This is a genomic window from Candidatus Limnocylindria bacterium (assembly GCA_036523395.1).
In the GTDB taxonomy this organism is placed as follows: Bacteria; Chloroflexota; Limnocylindria; order P2-11E; family P2-11E; genus CF-39.
On record DATDEH010000021.1, the window covers coordinates 19045 to 34894 of the forward strand.

Below are 15850 nucleotides of genomic sequence, written 5' to 3' on the forward strand. Positions count from 1 at the left end.
CACAAGTGAGACGACGGCGACACGCGCGGCCGGTACTCTCGGGGACGTGCGGATCCAGAACGCCCAGCGCGTCTCCGAGGCGATCCAGACCCTGAGCGCGGGCACGTCGCTCGACACGCTCGTCGACCGCCTCTACGACCTCACCGATGGAACGCTCGCGCTCGACCGCGCGACGCTGCACCGCATTGCGCGCGGCAAGACGCAGGTCGCGCGCGCCATCGACTCGCCCGAGGAATGCATCCGCCTCTACTTCGCGCTCATGATCCTCGGCTGCGAGCGCGAGCTTTCGGTGGCGTCGATCGCGGAAGAGGGTCATGCGGTACTCGCGGGATTCGTCGGCGAGCCGCTCGCGTCACTGATCTTCCGCGACCTCGCGGCGACGCTGCCGAAGCTGAACGACCGCAACACGCTGAAGGAGTATCTCGAGGAGGGTCTGCGCGTATGGCTACCGAAGTGATCACGGGGCGACCACGCGCCGAGAGCCACACCCTCCGCGCCGAAGAGGAGCGGCTGCGCGCGCATCTCGAGCAGCAGCTTCGCGTGCGCACGCGTTTCGCCCCGCTCTCCGACGTCCGCGCGCTTCTCGTGAGTCCCGATCGCGCCGATCGGCCGAAGAGCCTTGTCGTGAGCTCGCAGGCCAGCGTCGCGGAGCGCATCTACCTGTACGTCCACGTGGCGGCGCATATCGCGCTCGGCCACAACCTTCCGCTGGTCACGATCGTCGAGGGCGCGCCAGGCGTGACGCGCTTCACCGACGCGTCGCGGCACCGCGAGGCCGAGGAACTGGCGCGCGCGATCTGGTGGGGCCAGAGCGATAAGGGCGGGCTGCTCGGCGCGCCGGCGTTCGTCCAACGCTCGGCCGTGCTTCGCCGCCTGCTCGCCAGCGAGACGACGCGCGGCGCGCTGCGCTCGCTACTGATCGGCATGCGGCACGTGTACTACGACCTGCGCATCGAACGCGCTCTGGCTGGCAGTCGGCTCGCGGCCTGGCTCCGCGACGCGCTCTGCGTGACCGCGGTGGTCAGCGTCGCCCCCCAGCTCTCCGACTAGAGCAGCGCCTCTCTGACCGTGGCGACTCGCTCGGGGTGTCGGCGCAGGCGCTAGAGGCCGAGGTACGCCCTTCGGACCTGCTCCATGCCGCGGACTTCCTTCGCGGGACCCTCGATCACCGTTTTTCCATGGTCGAGCACGTACGCGTGGTCGCTGATGGCGAGCGCCATCTGCACGTTCTGCTCGACGAGAAGCATCGTCAGGCCCTGCTTCTTGAGCGTGCGGACGATCTCGAAGAGGTTGATCACGAAGAGCGGCGACAGTCCCAGCGACGGCTCGTCGAACATCAGGATCTTCGGCTTGGCCATCAGGCCCCGCGCGATGGCGAGCATCTGTTGCTCGCCGCCGGATAGCGTGCCTGCGAGCTGCGCTCGACGCTCGGCGAGGCGCGGGAACAGCGTGAGGACCTCGGAGAGCGTTCGCTTCAGCTGCGGGCGCGCGTGCTTCGCTGTCGCACCCATCTCGAGGTTTTCCGCGACCGACATGGTCGAGAAGAGCTGCCGCCCCTCAGGGATGAGCACCAGGCCGAGCTCGGCCTTCTCGTGCGGCGAGAGCTTCGTGATCGGCCGGTCGTCGAGCCTCACCGAGCCCTGCCAACATGGCAGTAGACCCATGACCGTGCGGAGCAGCGTCGTCTTCCCCGCTCCGTTCGAACCGAGGAGCGTGGTCAGCTTTCCCTCGCGCAGCGTCAGGGACGCGCCCCAACAGATCTGCACCTCGCCATAGCCGGACTGCACGTTCTCGACGACGAGCGTGCTCACGCGCCCTGCTCCTCGAGGAAACGCTGCGCGACCTTGGGATCGCCGAGATAGGCCTCGATCACCTTCGGATCGTTCTGCACCTCGGTCGGCGTGCCCTCGGCGATCTTCTTCCCGTGATCGAGTACGACGACCTTGTCCGAGACGTTCATCACCGCGTGCATCAGGTGCTCGATCATGATCACCGTGACGCCCTGGCCCCGGATGCGCCGGAAGTGGCCGAGCATGTCGGCGACCTCCTGCGGATTGAGCCCGGCCAAGACTTCGTCGGCGAGCAGGAGCCGCGGACGGGCGGCCAGCGCCCGCGCGAGCTCGAGCCGTTTCTTCTGAGCGACATTGAGCTTGCCGGCGGGAATCTCGGACTTGTCGGCGAGGCCCAGCTCTTCGAGCACCTGGTCCGCGACCTTCGACGCCAGCGAGAGTGGGAGGTTCTCGCGCCCGAAGCACGCTCCGACCGTGACATTGGCGCGCACCGAGAGATCGTTGAGCGGCCGGACCACCTGGTGCGCGCGCGCGACGCCACGGCGCGCGACCTGGTGGGCGGGCATGCCGGTGATGTCGTCGCCGGCGAAGACGATGTTGCCGCTGCGTGGCTTGTACACGCCGTTGATCGCGTTGAAGAGCGTCGTCTTCCCCGCGCCGTTCGGTCCGATGAGCCCAACGATGGTGGCCTCGTCGGCGTCGAAGGAAGCCCCATCGACGGCGACCAGGCCGCCGAAGCGAACGGTGACGTCACGGACGGAGAGGATCACTGGATGTACGCCCTCAGCACCGGGAATCGATTGCGGAGCCAGCCGATCAGCCCGGCCGTGACGAACAGGACGGTCACGAGAAGCAAGAGTCCTGCGATGGCCAGCTGGAAGTTCGCGAACGTTGGGCTGGTGATGAGGAATCCGCGCAGCCACTCATAGACTGCGGCGCCGACGACCGGCCCGGCGACGGTGCCGATGCCGCCGAGTACCACCATCACGAGCGATTCGATCGACCGCAGCAGGTCGAACGCGTGAGCCGGCTCAATGATCCCGTTCTTGAAGAAGAACGCGGCGCCGGCGAGCGCTGGGAAGAACGCCGACACGACATAGGCAAGCACCTTCGCGCGCGCCGGGTCGATCCCAACGACCATCGCGACGTCCTGGTCCTCACGGATGGCCATGAGCGCGAGCCCGAACTTCGAGCGCTTGATCGCATAGCTGGCAGCGATCGTCCCGAGCGCGACAGCGGTCATCGTGTAGTACGCAAGCTGCGCGGCCTCGCGCGCTCCGCCGTATGTGCCGTAGATCGAGAACGGAAAGAACATTCCGACCGCGCCACCAAAGGGCTCGAAGTTCGTCACGAACGACTTCATCGCCTCGTTGATGCCGATCGTAGCGAGCGCGAAGTAGGCACCTCGCAGGCGGAGGATCGGCACGCCAATGAGTCCCGCGATGAGCGCGGCCGGGATCGCGCCCGCGACGGCCGCGAGCAGGAAATGCATGCCGAGCGTCTGCATCAGCCAGAACGCGATGTAGCCGCCGATCCCGAAGAAGACGATGTGGCCGAACGATACGTACCCGGTGTAGCCCATGATGATGTTGATGCTCGACGCGAGCGTGATCAGCATGAACATGAGGAAGAGCTCTTCACGCAGCGACGGGTTGTTCGTGACGATCGGCACCGCCGCGACGACGGCCATAAGGACCAGGAGCGCGGGGAGGAAGGGTGCGCGCACCTGCCTCACGCGCGCGAGCCCAGCAGTCCCGACGGCCGGACGAGGAGGATCAGCACGAAGATCACGTATTCGAGCACAGGCACCCACGACACTGGGATGAAGACGGTGGCGACTCCCTCAAGCAGCCCCAGCACGATCCCGCCGACCAGGGCGCCCGTGGGGTTGCCCAGTCCCCCGAGCACCACGATGACGAACGATTTCACCTCGTAGGTCGTGCCAGACAGGATCGTGAAGGAGAACAGCGTCGAGAGGAGCGCGCCGCTGGTCATCGCGAGGGCCGTGCCGATGCCGAAGGAGAGCGCGAGCATGCGGCGCGAGTCGATCCCCATGAGCTCCGCGGCCGCACGGTTGTTCGCCACGGCGCGGATCGACTTGCCGAGGCGGGTGCGGAAGAGGAAGGCGTAGAGCGCGGCCGCCACGGCGATCGCTATCGCCACGGACACGGCATGCGTTCCAAGGATCGTGATCCCGCCGCCGCGCAGTGCGCCGAGGTCGATGTCGACGGCGCGCGGGCTGGTGGTGAAGATCACCGTGCCCATGCCGATGATCATCAGGTTGACCGAGAAGGTCGCGAGCAGCGTCGTGAGCTCGGGAGCGTTGATGACGCGGTCGACCGCCACGAAATAGATCACAACGCCGAGAAGAAGGCCGAGGAAGAGAGCGGCGACGAGCCCAAGGTACGGGTTGAGTCCGAAGGTCTGGCTGAGAACGAGGACCGTGAACATGCCAAGGGCGATGACCGGTCCGTGCGAGAGGTTGATGACCTTCATCACCCCGAAGATGAGCGTCAGGCCCATCGCGGCCAGGCCATAGACGAAGCCGAGCATGAGTCCGTCGATCGCCGACGGGATCAGCGCGTCGAGGCTCATGCCCGGCTTGTACTACTTACTGCGTTACTTGCGCATCTGCGCGTCCGCGGACTTCGCCTCCAGCGGCCAAACGATCTGCGTGGCGAGCTTGCCGGACGCGTCCTTGAGCCACTGCACGTAGACCATGTCGTGCGCGACCTGCTTGCCGTGTGTTTTCGCTTCGGTCGAGAACTTCACGTGCCCGAAGAAGGTCATGAGATCGAGCTTATCGAAGGCGGCGCGGACCTTTTCCTGATCCGTGCTCTGCGCGTCCTCGAGCGCCTTCTGGAGCATCAGGCCGGCGGCGTACCCCCCCGCAGAGTGGTAGGACGGTGGAGCGTTGAACTTGGCCGTGTAGGCCTTCGTGAAGTTCTCGACGCTCGTCCCGTAGTACGGGATGCTCAGCGCCTTCGCACCTGCCTCCGAATACTTCACCTGAGTCTCCCACTGCGATGGTCCGACGATGTACTGCGCCGCATCACCGACGTCGGAGAACGTCGGCTCCGGCGGTGCGACGAGGAGAGCGATGAAGCGTGCGTTCACCTTCTTCTCGAAGAGCTGCTTGGCGAACGTCGTGCCGTCCTGGAAGTGGCCCCCGCCGATGATCGCATCCGGCGTGGCCGCGACGATCTTGTTGATGAACGGGTTGAAATCGGTGGCGCCAGTGTCGTAGCCCTCGCTGACCACGACCTGAAGACCCTTGCTCTCGGCATAGGGTTTCGCGGCTGCGACGACCGAGGTCGAGAACGGATCCTTCTCGTTGACGATGGCGACCTTCTTGATCGTCGGGTCGAGCTTGAGCATCAGGTCGATCGCGCCGGTGAGGTACTTCGAGGCCGGTGTGTAGACCTGGAAGATGTACTTGAAGCCCTGCTCCATGGTCGCGTCGTCGGCCCCGCCCGCGGTCACCATGACCTTGCCGTTCTGCTCGGATACGACGGCCGCGGACTTCACGAGGCCGCTCGAATACGGCGACAGGAGGAAGTCCACCTTGTCGTCGTTGATGAGCTTCGTGTAGAGCGCCTGGACGCGGTCGGTCTTGGATTCGTCGTCGTAGAACTTGATCTCCGGCATGAGGACCGTGTTGTTGCCGATCTTGATCCCGCCCGCCTTCGTGACGTCGTCGACCCAGAGCTGGATGCCCTCGGTCTGCTTCTTCGAGGCGACGTTCTGCGCACCTGTCTGCGAGGCAGTGAAGCCTACGACGAGCTTCTTCGTGGTCGCCGCCGCCGACGCTTGCGTCGTGGCGGTCGGCGAGGCGACGGGAGCCGCCGTACCGCCACAGGCTGAGGCGAGCAACCCGACCAGGACAATGGCGACCGCACTCGGGCGGATGAAGTTCATATGTCTCTCCTCCAAAGGGTGCCTGAAGGAGCACGCTAGTACAGCCCGTACCCGCCAGGGGAAGGGCCGAATGTCTCTAACCTGCCGCCGTTCGTCGCGCGTGCGCCTCCTGGGCGCCTAAGCCGGGTCGCGCGGCTCCTTCGCCTTCGCCACCGGCGGCCGCCGCGACGTCCCGCGGTTCCACCCGCTGCCGCGCCCGCGCTCGCGCCAGGCGCGCTGCTCCTCGGCGGTCCACTGGCGGCTGGGGCGCACGAGCACACGGTCGTCGATCACCGGGTCCTTCAGCTTCAGCGCCTTGAACAGCGGCTTCAGGTCCGCGCGGTGCTGCCAGATGTCAGCCGTCAGGTCGCCGACCTTCGCGACGCGGTCGCGCATCGTCTCGAGCGTGAACGCCTCAGGCCGCACATCCGGCACCTCGTCCCAGCGAAGCGGGGCCGACGCGCGCGCGTCGGCCATCGGTCGGATCGAGTACGCCGACGCGATGGTCCGGTCGAAGGCGTTCTGACCGTAGTCCACGAAGACGCCGGTGCGGTCCTTCACGACCCAGGTGATCGTGGCGATCTTCGGCACGCGATTCGCGACCTCGGCCGCCACGGCCTTCGCAAAACGCCGCACCTCCGGGAACGGGAGCTCGATGACGATCGGCGTGAGGATGTGCATGCCCGACACGCCGGAGGTCTTCGGATAGCTCGGCAGCTTCAGCTCGTCGAGGACCTCCTTCACGACCATCGCGATCTCCCGCACGTGCTCCCAGGGATTGCCCTCGCTCGGATCGAGATCGATGAGCATGTAGTCGGGCTTCGCGACATCGGGGACGCGCGAGTGCCAGGTGTGCATCTCGATGCAGCCGAGGTTCGCGATCCACACGAGACCGGCCGCATCGGTCACGACGGGAAAATCGGCCTCGTTGCCGCTCGGGTAGCTGATGTGGACGGTCTCCAGCCAATCCGGATGTGGATTGGGGACGCGCTTCTGGTAGAAGAAGTCCCCTTCGACCCCGTTGGGGTGGCGCTTCATCTGCATCGGGCGGCGCTCGACGTGGTTCAGTACGTACGGTGCGAGGTCGGCGTAGTACTGGATGAGGTCGCTCTTCGTCAGGCCCTGAGCCGGGAAGAACACTTTCTCGGGGTTGGTGACCGCGACTTCACGCTCGCCGACTTTCACGAGGTCATTGTGCCCGGAGCGACGCCACCACCTTCGCGATGCGCGCAACGCGGGTCTCCGGACGCTTCGCGCCGGTGACCGCCTCGACGTGCTCCTTCCGACGCGTGAACGACAACGCGTCGAAGGCCGGACGTCTCTTGGCCGACGACAGGGCTCGCGCGAGGTCGCTCGGGACCATCACGGTACGCTCCGCGGTGTCCGCTTCGAGTGTCACGTGAGCGCGTTTGCCCGGTGCCAGCTTCGCGGCCTCGCGGACCTCTTTACGCGCGGGCAGGTAGAACTTCCCGCCGTACACCGCGATCGTCGACCGGTAACGAACGCCATTGAGCGTGACGTTCACCGGGACCCGCTTCTTGTCACTGAGCGCGGCGACGACGCGGGCTGGAACTTCGATGAGGAGCACTTCCCCGGGATCTGGATCCGGCTGCGCGACCGTGGTGAACGAGACGGCGGCCACGCGACGAGATTAATCGAGGCGCGAGTCAGCGGACCGTGATCGTCCAGTAGATGCCGGGATCCTCGAGCCAGGTCGCCCCGTCGATGACGCCGCGCGCACGCAGCACGTACGAGCCGGGCTGCGCGGGAGCGCGCACCTGGAACTGGAACCACCCGAGCTGCCCGGGCCCGACGTACGCAGTCGTCGTTGTCGCGATGCGTGAGGCCGACGGCCAGCCGTAGTCGAGATCCCAGCGCTGCGCGTCGAGCGGGTCCGCCGTGCCGAGATTCGCCTGCTGGCCGGCGTTGCCCCGGTACCACCCGCGGTAGCCGGTGTTCCGGAGCGCGACGACCATCGTCGCGGTCTCGCCCGGCGAAAGCGTGACGTCGGGACTCTGCACCCCCCACGCCGCGTGATAGCCGAGGTCGAACGCGGAGACGGCGGTGGCGGCATCGACGATCCCGCCAACGTCCATGACCCAGTAGGTGTGATAGCTCGAGCCGTCGCTGAAAGCGCGACCGACGCCGATCGCGCGGTAGTTCGGATTCGTCAGGACCGCGTAGTGGGCCGGACTATTGAGCCAGCCGTTCAGCACCTCGCTCGCGGTGGCGTATCCGGCCGCCATGTTCTCGCCGGTGTAGGTCTGCGGGCCAGGGTAGCCCGCGTCGGTCATGCGCTGGACGGGTGCACGGCCATCGCGCGAAGTGTGTGAAAAGTAGTCGTAGATCGCCATGTCGGTCGCCATCCATTTCGCGGCGAACGTGAGGGTGTCGGAGAGAGAAAGGCGCGCGAGGCCATGCGAGGCACGGAAGGTGTTCACCACCGAGACCAGATCGGACTCCTGCGCATCAAGGCTCGCGGCGGCACTCGGGAGCCCGCCAGGCCAGGCCACGAGCAGGCAGGCGATGAGGGCAGCCGCGACAAAGACACGGGGCGCCGCGGGCGTGGACAACCCTTCCCCTCCTCAGCCGGCCTCAATTCCGGCTTCGCAGGGTCAACGATGGGTGTGTGAATGTGGTGCGGCTATCCCCCGTTCCGCCCAGTACGTGAACAGTGGGCCATTACACCGCCCGGTTGCTCGCTATCGCGTCGCCCGCGCCGGCGACGCGGCGATCCAGGCACGGGCGGTGGCGTGCAGCGAGGCGTACGCACCCCACGTCGAACGCGCCCAGTGGAGCAGGACCTCTCTGTAACGGACCGGATCGTCCGTATCGACAAGCTGGCGGATCGTGACCGCGCCATAGGCCGGCGGCAGCGTCGGTTTGTCGATCGGCGACGGCCCGTTGAGCCAGCGCTGCACGGCCGCGTTGGCCGTCGGCGCGTTGGGCTCGTCATCGAGCCATGCGCACAGCCCTGTAAGGTGCGCCGCGAACGACTTGGCGGAGCGGCCATACCGATCGGGATGCTGCAGCGCGTACACGTCGACGACGATCCGGTGGTAACGCGCGAAGCGCATGTCCTCGTACTCGCGCAGGCCGATCGACTCGAAGAGACGCTGGCAACCCTCTACGCCGTCCGCGACCGCGAGGCCGCAGGAGCAGACATCGCTCATCCGCGACCCACCCAGTTCGCGCGCGCGACGCGCACGGCCTCGGCGAGCCCCCGGTCCCAGGGCTCGCCGTGTCCCGCGAGGACGAGACGCGCGTCCACACCTTCGAATCGCCCCAGGGACGCGAAGGCCATTTCGTTGTCCGTGTTGAAGTTCGGGAAGAGCTGTGGCCCGGTCGCGCCGTTGATCACGTTGCGAGTGACGAACGCATCGCCGACGCAGATCGCGTCGCGCCCGGCGAAGTGGAGCGCGGCGCTCCCCGCCGTGTGGCCGGGCGCGTGGATGACACGCGGCGTGCCGGGAACGTCGAGCGTCGCGCCGTCGCCGAACGTCGCGACCTCGAGGATCGGTGGGGAGCGCAGCCCGTTGTGCAGGCCGAAGAGGAGAAAGCCCAGGAGCGGAAGGACCTTGAAGTCGCCCAGGGCCCTCGGACCCGGAACCTGACCTTTCGCGCGCAGCTCGTCAAGCTCGTGGACGCGGATCGGTACGCCGCGCTCGGCCCGGATCCGCTCCGCGAACCCGATGTGATCGCTGTGGGCGTGCGTGAGCACGACCGCGCGGACGTCTTCGAGCGAGCGTCCCATCGCCGCGAGCTCCGCCGGAAGTGCGCGCCAGTAGCCGGGCATTCCGGCGTCAACGATCGTGACGGCTCCGCCTTCCTCGAAGAGGTACACGTTGGCCAGGCCCGGGCCGATGCGGCGGATGCCTGGCGCGATCTCCACGCCGTCAGTCTGCGGCGCGCGACAGCGTGGTGCGCCGTCCGCGAAGATGCCCGCGGGAGAGCGCAATCACGATGAGCCAATCAACCGGGACCCCGATCAACCCGACCGCCATCAGCGAGATGTCGGAGGGTCGGCTAAGAGCGATCCCGACGACGAAGCTGCGCACCTGGCTCGGTATGTTTCCGAATGCCAGAGCGAGCGACAGCGCGAATACCGCGGCCGCGGCCACGGGAGTTGCGATCGATGCCGATCCAGCGCGCCACCGCCGGATCGACCACGTCGCGGCGACGACCTCGCTCGCGAGAAGACCCAGGACGATCACCTTGAGGAACCGCAGCGGCGGCGCCGATCGAGGAGTGCGCTTGGTCGGCGCAGTAGACGACGAGTCGATCGGACATCGCGCCGACGAGCGACTCGCGAGCGCATGCGAGCGCGGTCATGTTCGCGGCGGACCCGCCGCTGGCGAGAAGGCCGCCCGCATCGGCGGGGTAACCGATCCATTCCTTGACTCAGTCGAGGACGACGAGCTCGAGCTGGCTCGGGCCCGCCGACAGTCCCCAGCCCACATCCATGTTGAGGCCGCTCGCGATCAGGTCGCCGAGCGCGGATGGCCCATGCCGCAGCCTGGTATGTACGCGAAGTAGCCCGGATGCTCGTTGCGGGCCATGAACGGAAGCACGTCCGCCTCGAGCCGCGCGAGGAGCTGTTCGAAGGGACGGCCGGCCTCGGGCGCCGGCTCCTGCAAACGTGCGGCGAGGTCTTCGGGTGGGAGCGCGGTGACGACCGGCGTCGCGTCCCGCGGGCGCGTCAGTCGTTCGGCTATCGCGTCAACGGTCTCGCGCCCGAGCCTGCGCATCGTCTCCGCGTCGAGCCACAACGGGCGACCATCCATGGCAGCGCAGAGTACGGGAGCGAGCTAGGCCGCCGCGCGCCGGGTCCCGCTACATCAAACGGGCGCGGTGCGCGGTGCGATGACGTGAGGACCTGCGCTCTTGTCGTCCTTCTTGGCTCGCCACGGAGTGCCGAGGAGCGGTAGAAGGAACCGGTCGAGCCCGATGAAGCCGGCCGTCTTCCACGCGAGGACGAGCAGGAACCCGAGAAGGAGCATCACCGGGTTGGTGCTGGCGCTGCCGGCCAGCATGAAGTTCAGATTCATGAACGCGCCGCTTACGGCGGCGATACCAACGAACGCGCCAAGGATGAGACCGACCCCTACCGCTGTTTCGCCGAACGCGATGACCTTGCCCATGACGACCTCGGCGTGGCTGTCGATGAGGAATTGGATGAACCCGCGGTACCAGTCGTAGGTGATCGCAGGTTTCGCGGGTGCGGCGGGGATCGCCGCGATGCGCGTCCAGAACGCGAGGATGCCGGAACCATCCACGATGTAGTTACCAGGACCTACCGTCTCTACCTTGTGCCATCCCGATTCGAGCCAGGCCCAGCCGACGTAAATGCGGATCAGCAGCCACACCGGAGCCATGCGCGTATCCGAGAACAGGAACCGGGCGAGTGGCGGGTCCGAGATGATGCGGCTCGTCATGATTCCTCCGCGAGTGGCAACGTGAGCACGAAGACGCTGCCCGCGCTGCTGCTGGTCTCCAGCGCCAACTTGCCGCGATGCTGCTCGGCGATCCGCCGGCTGATGTGAAGGCCAAGGCCCGTGCCCGCGATGTCGCGCGTGCGCGATGTCCGGAAGAACGGCGCGAAGAGCATGTCGCGCTCCTCGTCTGGCACGCCGACGCCACGGTCCGTCACGCGCAGCTCGGCATTCTTACCGACGACCGCGAGCGAGACGTCGATGGGCGAGTCCGCTGGGCTGTACATGACCGCGTTGTCCAGGAGGTTGGACAGGACCTGCGCGAACCGATCCGGGTCACCACGAACACGTAATGGCTCTGGGGAGCTCTTGAACGTGATGCGCGGCTTCTCCTCGTGCTCATGAAGGCCGATCGTGATCGCGGTCGCGACGCCGAGGTCGAACGTCACCACTTCGAGGCTGAGCGCGCCCGCGCCAACGCGAGCGTGATCGAGCAGATCGCTGAGCAGCCGGGTCATGCGTCTGGTCTGCTCGCGGAGCCGGTCGAGTGCCTCGCTGGCCTTGACCGGGTCTTTGGTGAGGAGCCGCTGGGCGCGCTGCGCCTGACCGTCGATCGTGGTCAGAGGTGTGCGCAGCTCGTGCACCGCCATGCTGAAGAAGTCGGCGACCGCCCAGCCCTCTGAGTCCGGTCCGGCCAGTTCCGGGAACACGCTGATCGCTTCGGTGGCGAGGCCCTTGCCGTCCGACGAGTGCGCATTGTGCGGTGTGTCGACGGCGTGTCTCAGAGTCGCGAGGAACTCGACCACGAGGAACGGCTTGTCGATCACACCTGCGTACCCTGCGGCCTTGCTTCGGGCGGTCGTGCCGGCCCGGGCCTCTGCCATCGAGGCAGGATCGGCGGTGAACATCAACACGGGCAGATCCGGATGAGCGCGACGGATCGTCGCCGCGTCGGCCCACGAGCGCTGGTGACCCTTCGATCCCGGATCGCTGTCGAGGATGACGCACTTGGGCCGCCAGCGAAGGATCGCGCCCGCTATCTGATCGTGATCGGTGATGGACACATGCTCGTAACCGGCCTCGTCGAGCAGCTTCCCCACGAGCTTGCTGAGGGTCGGCTCGTCCTCGACGAGCAGCACCCACGGCTTCGCCGCTGGATCGTTGAGTGTCGTTTGCTGTTTGATGGCCATCGCGCCCTCCGGCCTGCTCTCGAAGCTGGCCGCCCCTATGACGCGATGGTCCCGCCGATCGCTCAGGGAGTCATGACGGTTCGGTCACGCCCCAATCCCGCGTCATCGCGTGTTCTTGGACCAGGTGGGCGAGCGCGCGACTAGGTCGGCGCAAGCAGGTCGAAGGCGGAGCCGACCGCGTGCAGCACGTCAGCGGTGAGGTCCTCGGAAAGCCGGTAACGGATCACGTTCTGCTGGCGACGGCTCACGACCGCGGATGCGTCGCGCAGTATCCGTAGGTGATGGCTCGTCGCTGAACGGCTCCGGTCGATGACGACCGCGAGATCGCCAGCAGCAAGCTCGGTCGCCTGGAGCGCGCGAACGATCTTCAGGCGGGTCGGATCGCACAGACACATGAGAACGCGCTGCGCCTCGCGCGCGGACCGCGGCGGCAGCATGCGCGCTTCGGCGAGTGCGACCGCACCGTGATCAATGATCCGTTGGGCGGCCATATGTCCCTCCACCTAGTTCGATGCCCGTCAAAATTGCGCCCCAGGACCTGGTTCGACATGGTGCGGCCGGTAACTCAGATCTTGGTCATCGAGGACGACCGCGACATACGAAACCTCATCCGCCAGGTGCTGAGCGATGAGGGCTACGACCTCGCGTTCGTCGACGATCCGGATCGCGTGTCGTCTGACGCGGTTCCCGATCTTGTGATCACCGATCTCGTTGGCGTGCGCCCCTACGCGAGCGCTGCGGCGCGCGCCTGGGTCCGGCGCGTCCAACAGCGGTATCCGACCGTGCCGATCATCGTGTGCACGGCCTATGAACCCGCGGTGGAGGAGGCCGATCGCCTTGGCGCGGCCGCGGTGTTGCCCAAGCCGTTCGCGATCGAACAGCTCCTCTGGACCATCGACGAGCTGACTACCCGTTAGCGCACCCCACGACGATGGTGGACGGCGTCCGTGGCAAAGACATGACCGTTCCGTCACGCTCGGCATCGCAGGAGCGGCGTGTCCCGGCTAGCCCATGACCCGTGAAAGCCCGGCCCATGGTTCGATGCCAGGAAGCCCGTTGCTCCCGAGGGCCAGCGAGATCTCCCCGGTGTGAAACGCGTCGTGCGTGATGAGTCGTATGAGAACGGACTGGCGTGTGTGGATGCGGACCTCGGTCCCGTGCGTCCGCCGAGCCTCCCGGCTCAACGTCTCGGGCGCCCACGTCGCGAGGCAGCTCTCCACGATCTTCCAGGTCGACGTGAGAGCACCGACGAGCTCGTCGGCAGATCGCGGGTGCGTGAGGTCATCCTCCCAGCCGAAACCCGTAGGGTCGTTGAACGGCGTCGTCTCCGCGCCGGGCTCCTTGAACACGTGGCACAACCAGAACACGCGCCCGCCGGCGAGGTGCGACGCGCTCGCCCAGATCGGCCAGGTTGGCGAGCCGACGGGGAGCGCGAGCTGTTCGGCGGAGAGAGGTGCAAGCGCCTTGACGAGATGGTCGTTGAACAGGCGCCACCCCTCGTAGAAGGGCGCGACGGTGGTGTTTCGCATGAGCGAGAGGCTAGCCAAATCGAGGACGTCCCGTCCCGCTCGCCTTCGCTCGCCTCGGCGCGTGTCTGTACATCGCGCTCGCTCCGCTCGCGCTGTGCAGCTGCTTGTTGCCCGCGAAGCTGGCAGCAAGCAGTAGCCCGTACCGGATTCGAACCGGTGGTCTCTGCCTTGAGAGGGCAGTGTCCTGGGCCGCTAGACGAACGGGCCGGAGGCTTCCATTGTACCGAGCGTGACCTGCAGCGGTCGTCCCGCGCGCTGAGCGATCTTGTCGCGCCGGGCATCCGGCGTATCCCCATTCCCCTCCCCATACGCGGTCTCTCGATCGTCAACGCCTACCTCGTCGAGGCAGCGCACGGCTGGAGCCTCGTTGACGCCGGTCTTCACACCGCTGAGGCCGAGCACGCGCTCCGAAGCGGACTCGCCGACGCGGGCATCGGCCCCGAAGACGTGCAGCGCGTCTTCGTCACGCACCTCCATCCCGATCACATGGGCATGGCCGGCACGCTCGAGCGCGCGGGCGCCGAAGTGCTCATGCACACACCCGAGATCGCCGCGGCTCGGCGCACCTGGTCGAAGGGGCACGAAGCGATCGACGCGACGTACGACTGGTTCGTGCGCCACGGCATGCCGCGCGACGTCGACGAGGGCATGCGACAAGCCTGGATCGCGATGGGCGAGCGCGTCGACGATCTCGAGCACGTCGGCGGCGTCGACGACGGCGAGAGCGTGGATCTCGGCGGCCGCGCGACGCGACTTCGCTGGACACCGGGGCACACCGATTACCACGCGGTGCTCATCGACGAACGCGATGGCGTGCTATTCGCCGGCGATCACGTGCTTCCACGGATCACGTCGAACATCGGGCTTTACCCATCGTCACGCGACGATCCGCTCGGCGACTTCCTCGGCGCCCTCACAAGGCTGCGCGACCTGCCGGTGAAGCGCGTCCTACCGGCGCACGGCGATCCGTTCGACGATCTCGCCGGCCGTGTGGACGAGCTGCTCGCCCATCATGCGACGCGACTCGAAGTGACTGTCGCCGCGGTCGGTACCGCCGAGCGCGACGCCTATGCCATCGCGCGGATCGTATTCCCTGTTCTGCGCTCGGCGCACGAGGAGCGCTTCGCGCTCGCGGAGACCCTCGCGCACCTACGGCACCTGGATCGGAAGGGTCGCGTGCGCGAGATCGACGGATCACCCGCGCGCTGGCGAACGACCTAGATCGGCGAGCGGTACCGCTCGAGCGTGCGCGGATCCTCCCGACCATTCGCTTTGAGATGCCGTTCCAGGACGCCTGGCCCCTGCTCCGGGAAGACATTGAGGCACATCGGGTCCATCAGGAGGAACAGCTGTGCGTCGCGGGTGCGTGGGACCACCAACGGACCCGACAACGAGTGGGCCTCGACCATGTGTGCGAGAGGCTCGGGTCCGCCGAGCTCTCGCACGATGCGGCCGGCCTCGATCGCGTGGTTGTATCCAGGTATGCCTGCGACCGCGCCGTCCTTCTCACTGAACTCGATGACCTTCGCGGCATCGTGCACGTACACGGCGGTGCGGAAGGTGTCGAGATCGAGCTCCTGTTTCCAAAGGTCGCGGTAGATGGGCACCAGCGCTTCGCTGAGACGCGCCATCGCGATCACGTGCTTCACGAGGTTGCCGTGCGTCGCGATCGGCATCGTGGGGTGCAGAGGGATGCGCTCGATGTCGGTCCATGCGGGATTGCGTTCAGAGACGTAGCGCCACACATCGGTCGCGAGCTTGCGCAGTCGCGCCTCACGGATGGACGCGATCGCCGGAAACACTCGCAGGAGATCGCTATCGGTCAGCACATCGCGCAGAATAGAATCTCATCGCCAAGGTTCGCTTTCAGGCTCGTTCTGGCAAATGCGGGTGTGGCGTAGTGGCAGCGTGCGACCCCTCCAAGGTTGAGGTGCGGGTTCGATTCCCGCCACCCGCTCAGGGAACGCCAGGTTGCGTCTTGTGCGTCGGCCCGGACCGCCCGAAGCGAAGGC

21 protein-coding genes and 2 tRNA genes are annotated in these 15850 nt (G+C 66.8%); 5 read left to right on the forward strand and 18 right to left on the reverse strand.

What is annotated here, in order from left to right:
* Nucleotides 1–46 precede the first annotated feature (46 nt).
* Together VI056_02825 and VI056_02830 are read left to right on the forward strand one after the other, a co-directional pair.
* Nucleotides 47–457 carry a hypothetical protein gene (locus tag VI056_02825; GenBank protein ID HEY6201955.1) on the forward strand — a complete coding sequence of 137 codons (411 nt, stop codon included), beginning with the start codon at nucleotides 47–49 and terminating at the stop codon, nucleotides 455–457.
* A complete protein-coding gene (locus VI056_02830) occupies nucleotides 442–1050 on the forward strand; it encodes a hypothetical protein (GenBank protein ID HEY6201956.1) in 609 nt (202 codons plus the stop codon). The genes VI056_02825 and VI056_02830 overlap by 16 nt, the downstream gene beginning before the upstream one ends.
* Nucleotides 1051–1100: 50 nt before the next feature.
* On the opposite strand, the gene VI056_02835 is transcribed toward VI056_02830, so the two are convergent.
* The 15 genes from VI056_02835 to VI056_02905 form a co-directional block, all read right to left on the reverse strand.
* A complete protein-coding gene (locus tag VI056_02835) occupies nucleotides 1101–1811 on the reverse strand; it encodes an ABC transporter ATP-binding protein (GenBank protein ID HEY6201957.1) in 711 nt (236 codons plus the stop codon).
* Nucleotides 1808–2560 carry an ABC transporter ATP-binding protein gene (locus tag VI056_02840; protein HEY6201958.1) on the reverse strand — a complete coding sequence of 251 codons (753 nt, stop codon included), beginning with the start codon at nucleotides 2558–2560 and terminating at the stop codon, nucleotides 1808–1810. The genes VI056_02835 and VI056_02840 overlap by 4 nt, the downstream gene beginning before the upstream one ends.
* Nucleotides 2557–3525, reverse strand: a complete 969-nt coding sequence (locus VI056_02845) for a branched-chain amino acid ABC transporter permease (GenBank protein ID HEY6201959.1) — start codon at nucleotides 3523–3525, stop codon at nucleotides 2557–2559. Before VI056_02845 ends, VI056_02840 begins: the two co-directional genes overlap by 4 nt.
* Nucleotides 3522–4385, reverse strand: coding sequence for a branched-chain amino acid ABC transporter permease (locus VI056_02850; protein HEY6201960.1), 864 nt, complete (start codon nucleotides 4383–4385; stop codon nucleotides 3522–3524). The genes VI056_02845 and VI056_02850 overlap by 4 nt, the downstream gene beginning before the upstream one ends.
* Before the next feature lie 24 nt (nucleotides 4386–4409).
* Nucleotides 4410–5708: an amino acid ABC transporter substrate-binding protein gene (locus tag VI056_02855; protein HEY6201961.1), complete on the reverse strand. Its 1299-nt coding sequence runs from the start codon at nucleotides 5706–5708 to the stop codon at nucleotides 4410–4412.
* A gap of 117 nt (nucleotides 5709–5825) precedes the next feature.
* Nucleotides 5826–6872 (reverse strand): non-homologous end-joining DNA ligase, encoded by a 1047-nt coding sequence (gene ligD, locus VI056_02860; GenBank protein HEY6201962.1) that lies wholly within the window; start codon nucleotides 6870–6872, stop codon nucleotides 5826–5828.
* A gap of 4 nt (nucleotides 6873–6876) precedes the next feature.
* Nucleotides 6877–7329: a YdeI/OmpD-associated family protein gene (locus tag VI056_02865; protein ID HEY6201963.1), complete on the reverse strand. Its 453-nt coding sequence runs from the start codon at nucleotides 7327–7329 to the stop codon at nucleotides 6877–6879.
* Between the two features lie 25 nt (nucleotides 7330–7354).
* The gene (locus tag VI056_02870; protein HEY6201964.1) at nucleotides 7355–8260 is read right to left on the reverse strand and encodes a CAP domain-containing protein; all 906 of its coding nucleotides are present in this window, start codon (nucleotides 8258–8260) and stop codon (nucleotides 7355–7357) included.
* A 129-nt stretch (nucleotides 8261–8389) separates the two neighbouring features.
* The gene (locus VI056_02875; GenBank protein ID HEY6201965.1) at nucleotides 8390–8860 is read right to left on the reverse strand and encodes a DUF5946 family protein; all 471 of its coding nucleotides are present in this window, start codon (nucleotides 8858–8860) and stop codon (nucleotides 8390–8392) included.
* On the reverse strand, nucleotides 8857–9579 hold the full coding sequence (locus VI056_02880) for an MBL fold metallo-hydrolase (protein ID HEY6201966.1): 723 nt from the start codon (nucleotides 9577–9579) through the stop codon (nucleotides 8857–8859). The genes VI056_02875 and VI056_02880 overlap by 4 nt, the downstream gene beginning before the upstream one ends.
* 4 nt (nucleotides 9580–9583) lie before the next feature.
* Nucleotides 9584–9901, reverse strand: a complete 318-nt coding sequence (locus tag VI056_02885) for a hypothetical protein (protein HEY6201967.1) — start codon at nucleotides 9899–9901, stop codon at nucleotides 9584–9586.
* A gap of 267 nt (nucleotides 9902–10168) precedes the next feature.
* Complete coding sequence (locus VI056_02890) at nucleotides 10169–10471, reverse strand: hypothetical protein (GenBank protein ID HEY6201968.1); 303 nt, start codon at nucleotides 10469–10471, stop codon at nucleotides 10169–10171.
* 54 nt (nucleotides 10472–10525) lie between these two features.
* A complete protein-coding gene (locus tag VI056_02895; GenBank protein HEY6201969.1) occupies nucleotides 10526–11122 on the reverse strand; it encodes a DoxX family protein in 597 nt (198 codons plus the stop codon).
* Nucleotides 11119–12309, reverse strand: a complete 1191-nt coding sequence (locus VI056_02900) for an ATP-binding protein (protein ID HEY6201970.1) — start codon at nucleotides 12307–12309, stop codon at nucleotides 11119–11121. The genes VI056_02895 and VI056_02900 overlap by 4 nt, the downstream gene beginning before the upstream one ends.
* A 140-nt stretch (nucleotides 12310–12449) precedes the next feature.
* Nucleotides 12450–12800 (reverse strand): metalloregulator ArsR/SmtB family transcription factor, encoded by a 351-nt coding sequence (locus tag VI056_02905; protein HEY6201971.1) that lies wholly within the window; start codon nucleotides 12798–12800, stop codon nucleotides 12450–12452.
* Nucleotides 12801–12833: 33 nt separating this feature from the next.
* On the opposite strand from VI056_02905, the gene VI056_02910 reads away from it, so the two are divergent.
* Entirely contained in the window at nucleotides 12834–13226 is a 393-nt protein-coding gene (locus tag VI056_02910; GenBank protein ID HEY6201972.1) for a response regulator, read from the forward strand.
* An 87-nt stretch (nucleotides 13227–13313) separates the two neighbouring features.
* Here VI056_02910 and VI056_02915 read toward each other — a convergent pair whose 3' ends face one another.
* The gene (locus VI056_02915; protein HEY6201973.1) at nucleotides 13314–13838 is read right to left on the reverse strand and encodes a DinB family protein; all 525 of its coding nucleotides are present in this window, start codon (nucleotides 13836–13838) and stop codon (nucleotides 13314–13316) included.
* Between the two features lie 133 nt (nucleotides 13839–13971).
* Nucleotides 13972–14045: transfer RNA gene (locus VI056_02920), tRNA-Glu, on the reverse strand.
* On the opposite strand from VI056_02920, the gene VI056_02925 reads away from it, so the two are divergent.
* On the forward strand, nucleotides 14007–15059 hold the full coding sequence (locus VI056_02925) for an MBL fold metallo-hydrolase (GenBank protein ID HEY6201974.1): 1053 nt from the start codon (nucleotides 14007–14009) through the stop codon (nucleotides 15057–15059). The two genes, VI056_02920 and VI056_02925, sit on opposite strands and share 39 nt — an antisense overlap.
* On the opposite strand, the gene VI056_02930 is transcribed toward VI056_02925, so the two are convergent.
* Nucleotides 15056–15667, reverse strand: a complete 612-nt coding sequence (locus VI056_02930; protein HEY6201975.1) for an HD domain-containing protein — start codon at nucleotides 15665–15667, stop codon at nucleotides 15056–15058. The genes VI056_02925 and VI056_02930 overlap by 4 nt on opposite strands.
* A 57-nt stretch (nucleotides 15668–15724) precedes the next feature.
* Here VI056_02930 and VI056_02935 point away from each other — a divergent pair.
* Nucleotides 15725–15795 (forward strand) — tRNA-Gly (locus VI056_02935).
* Nucleotides 15796–15850: the final 55 nt, after the last annotated feature.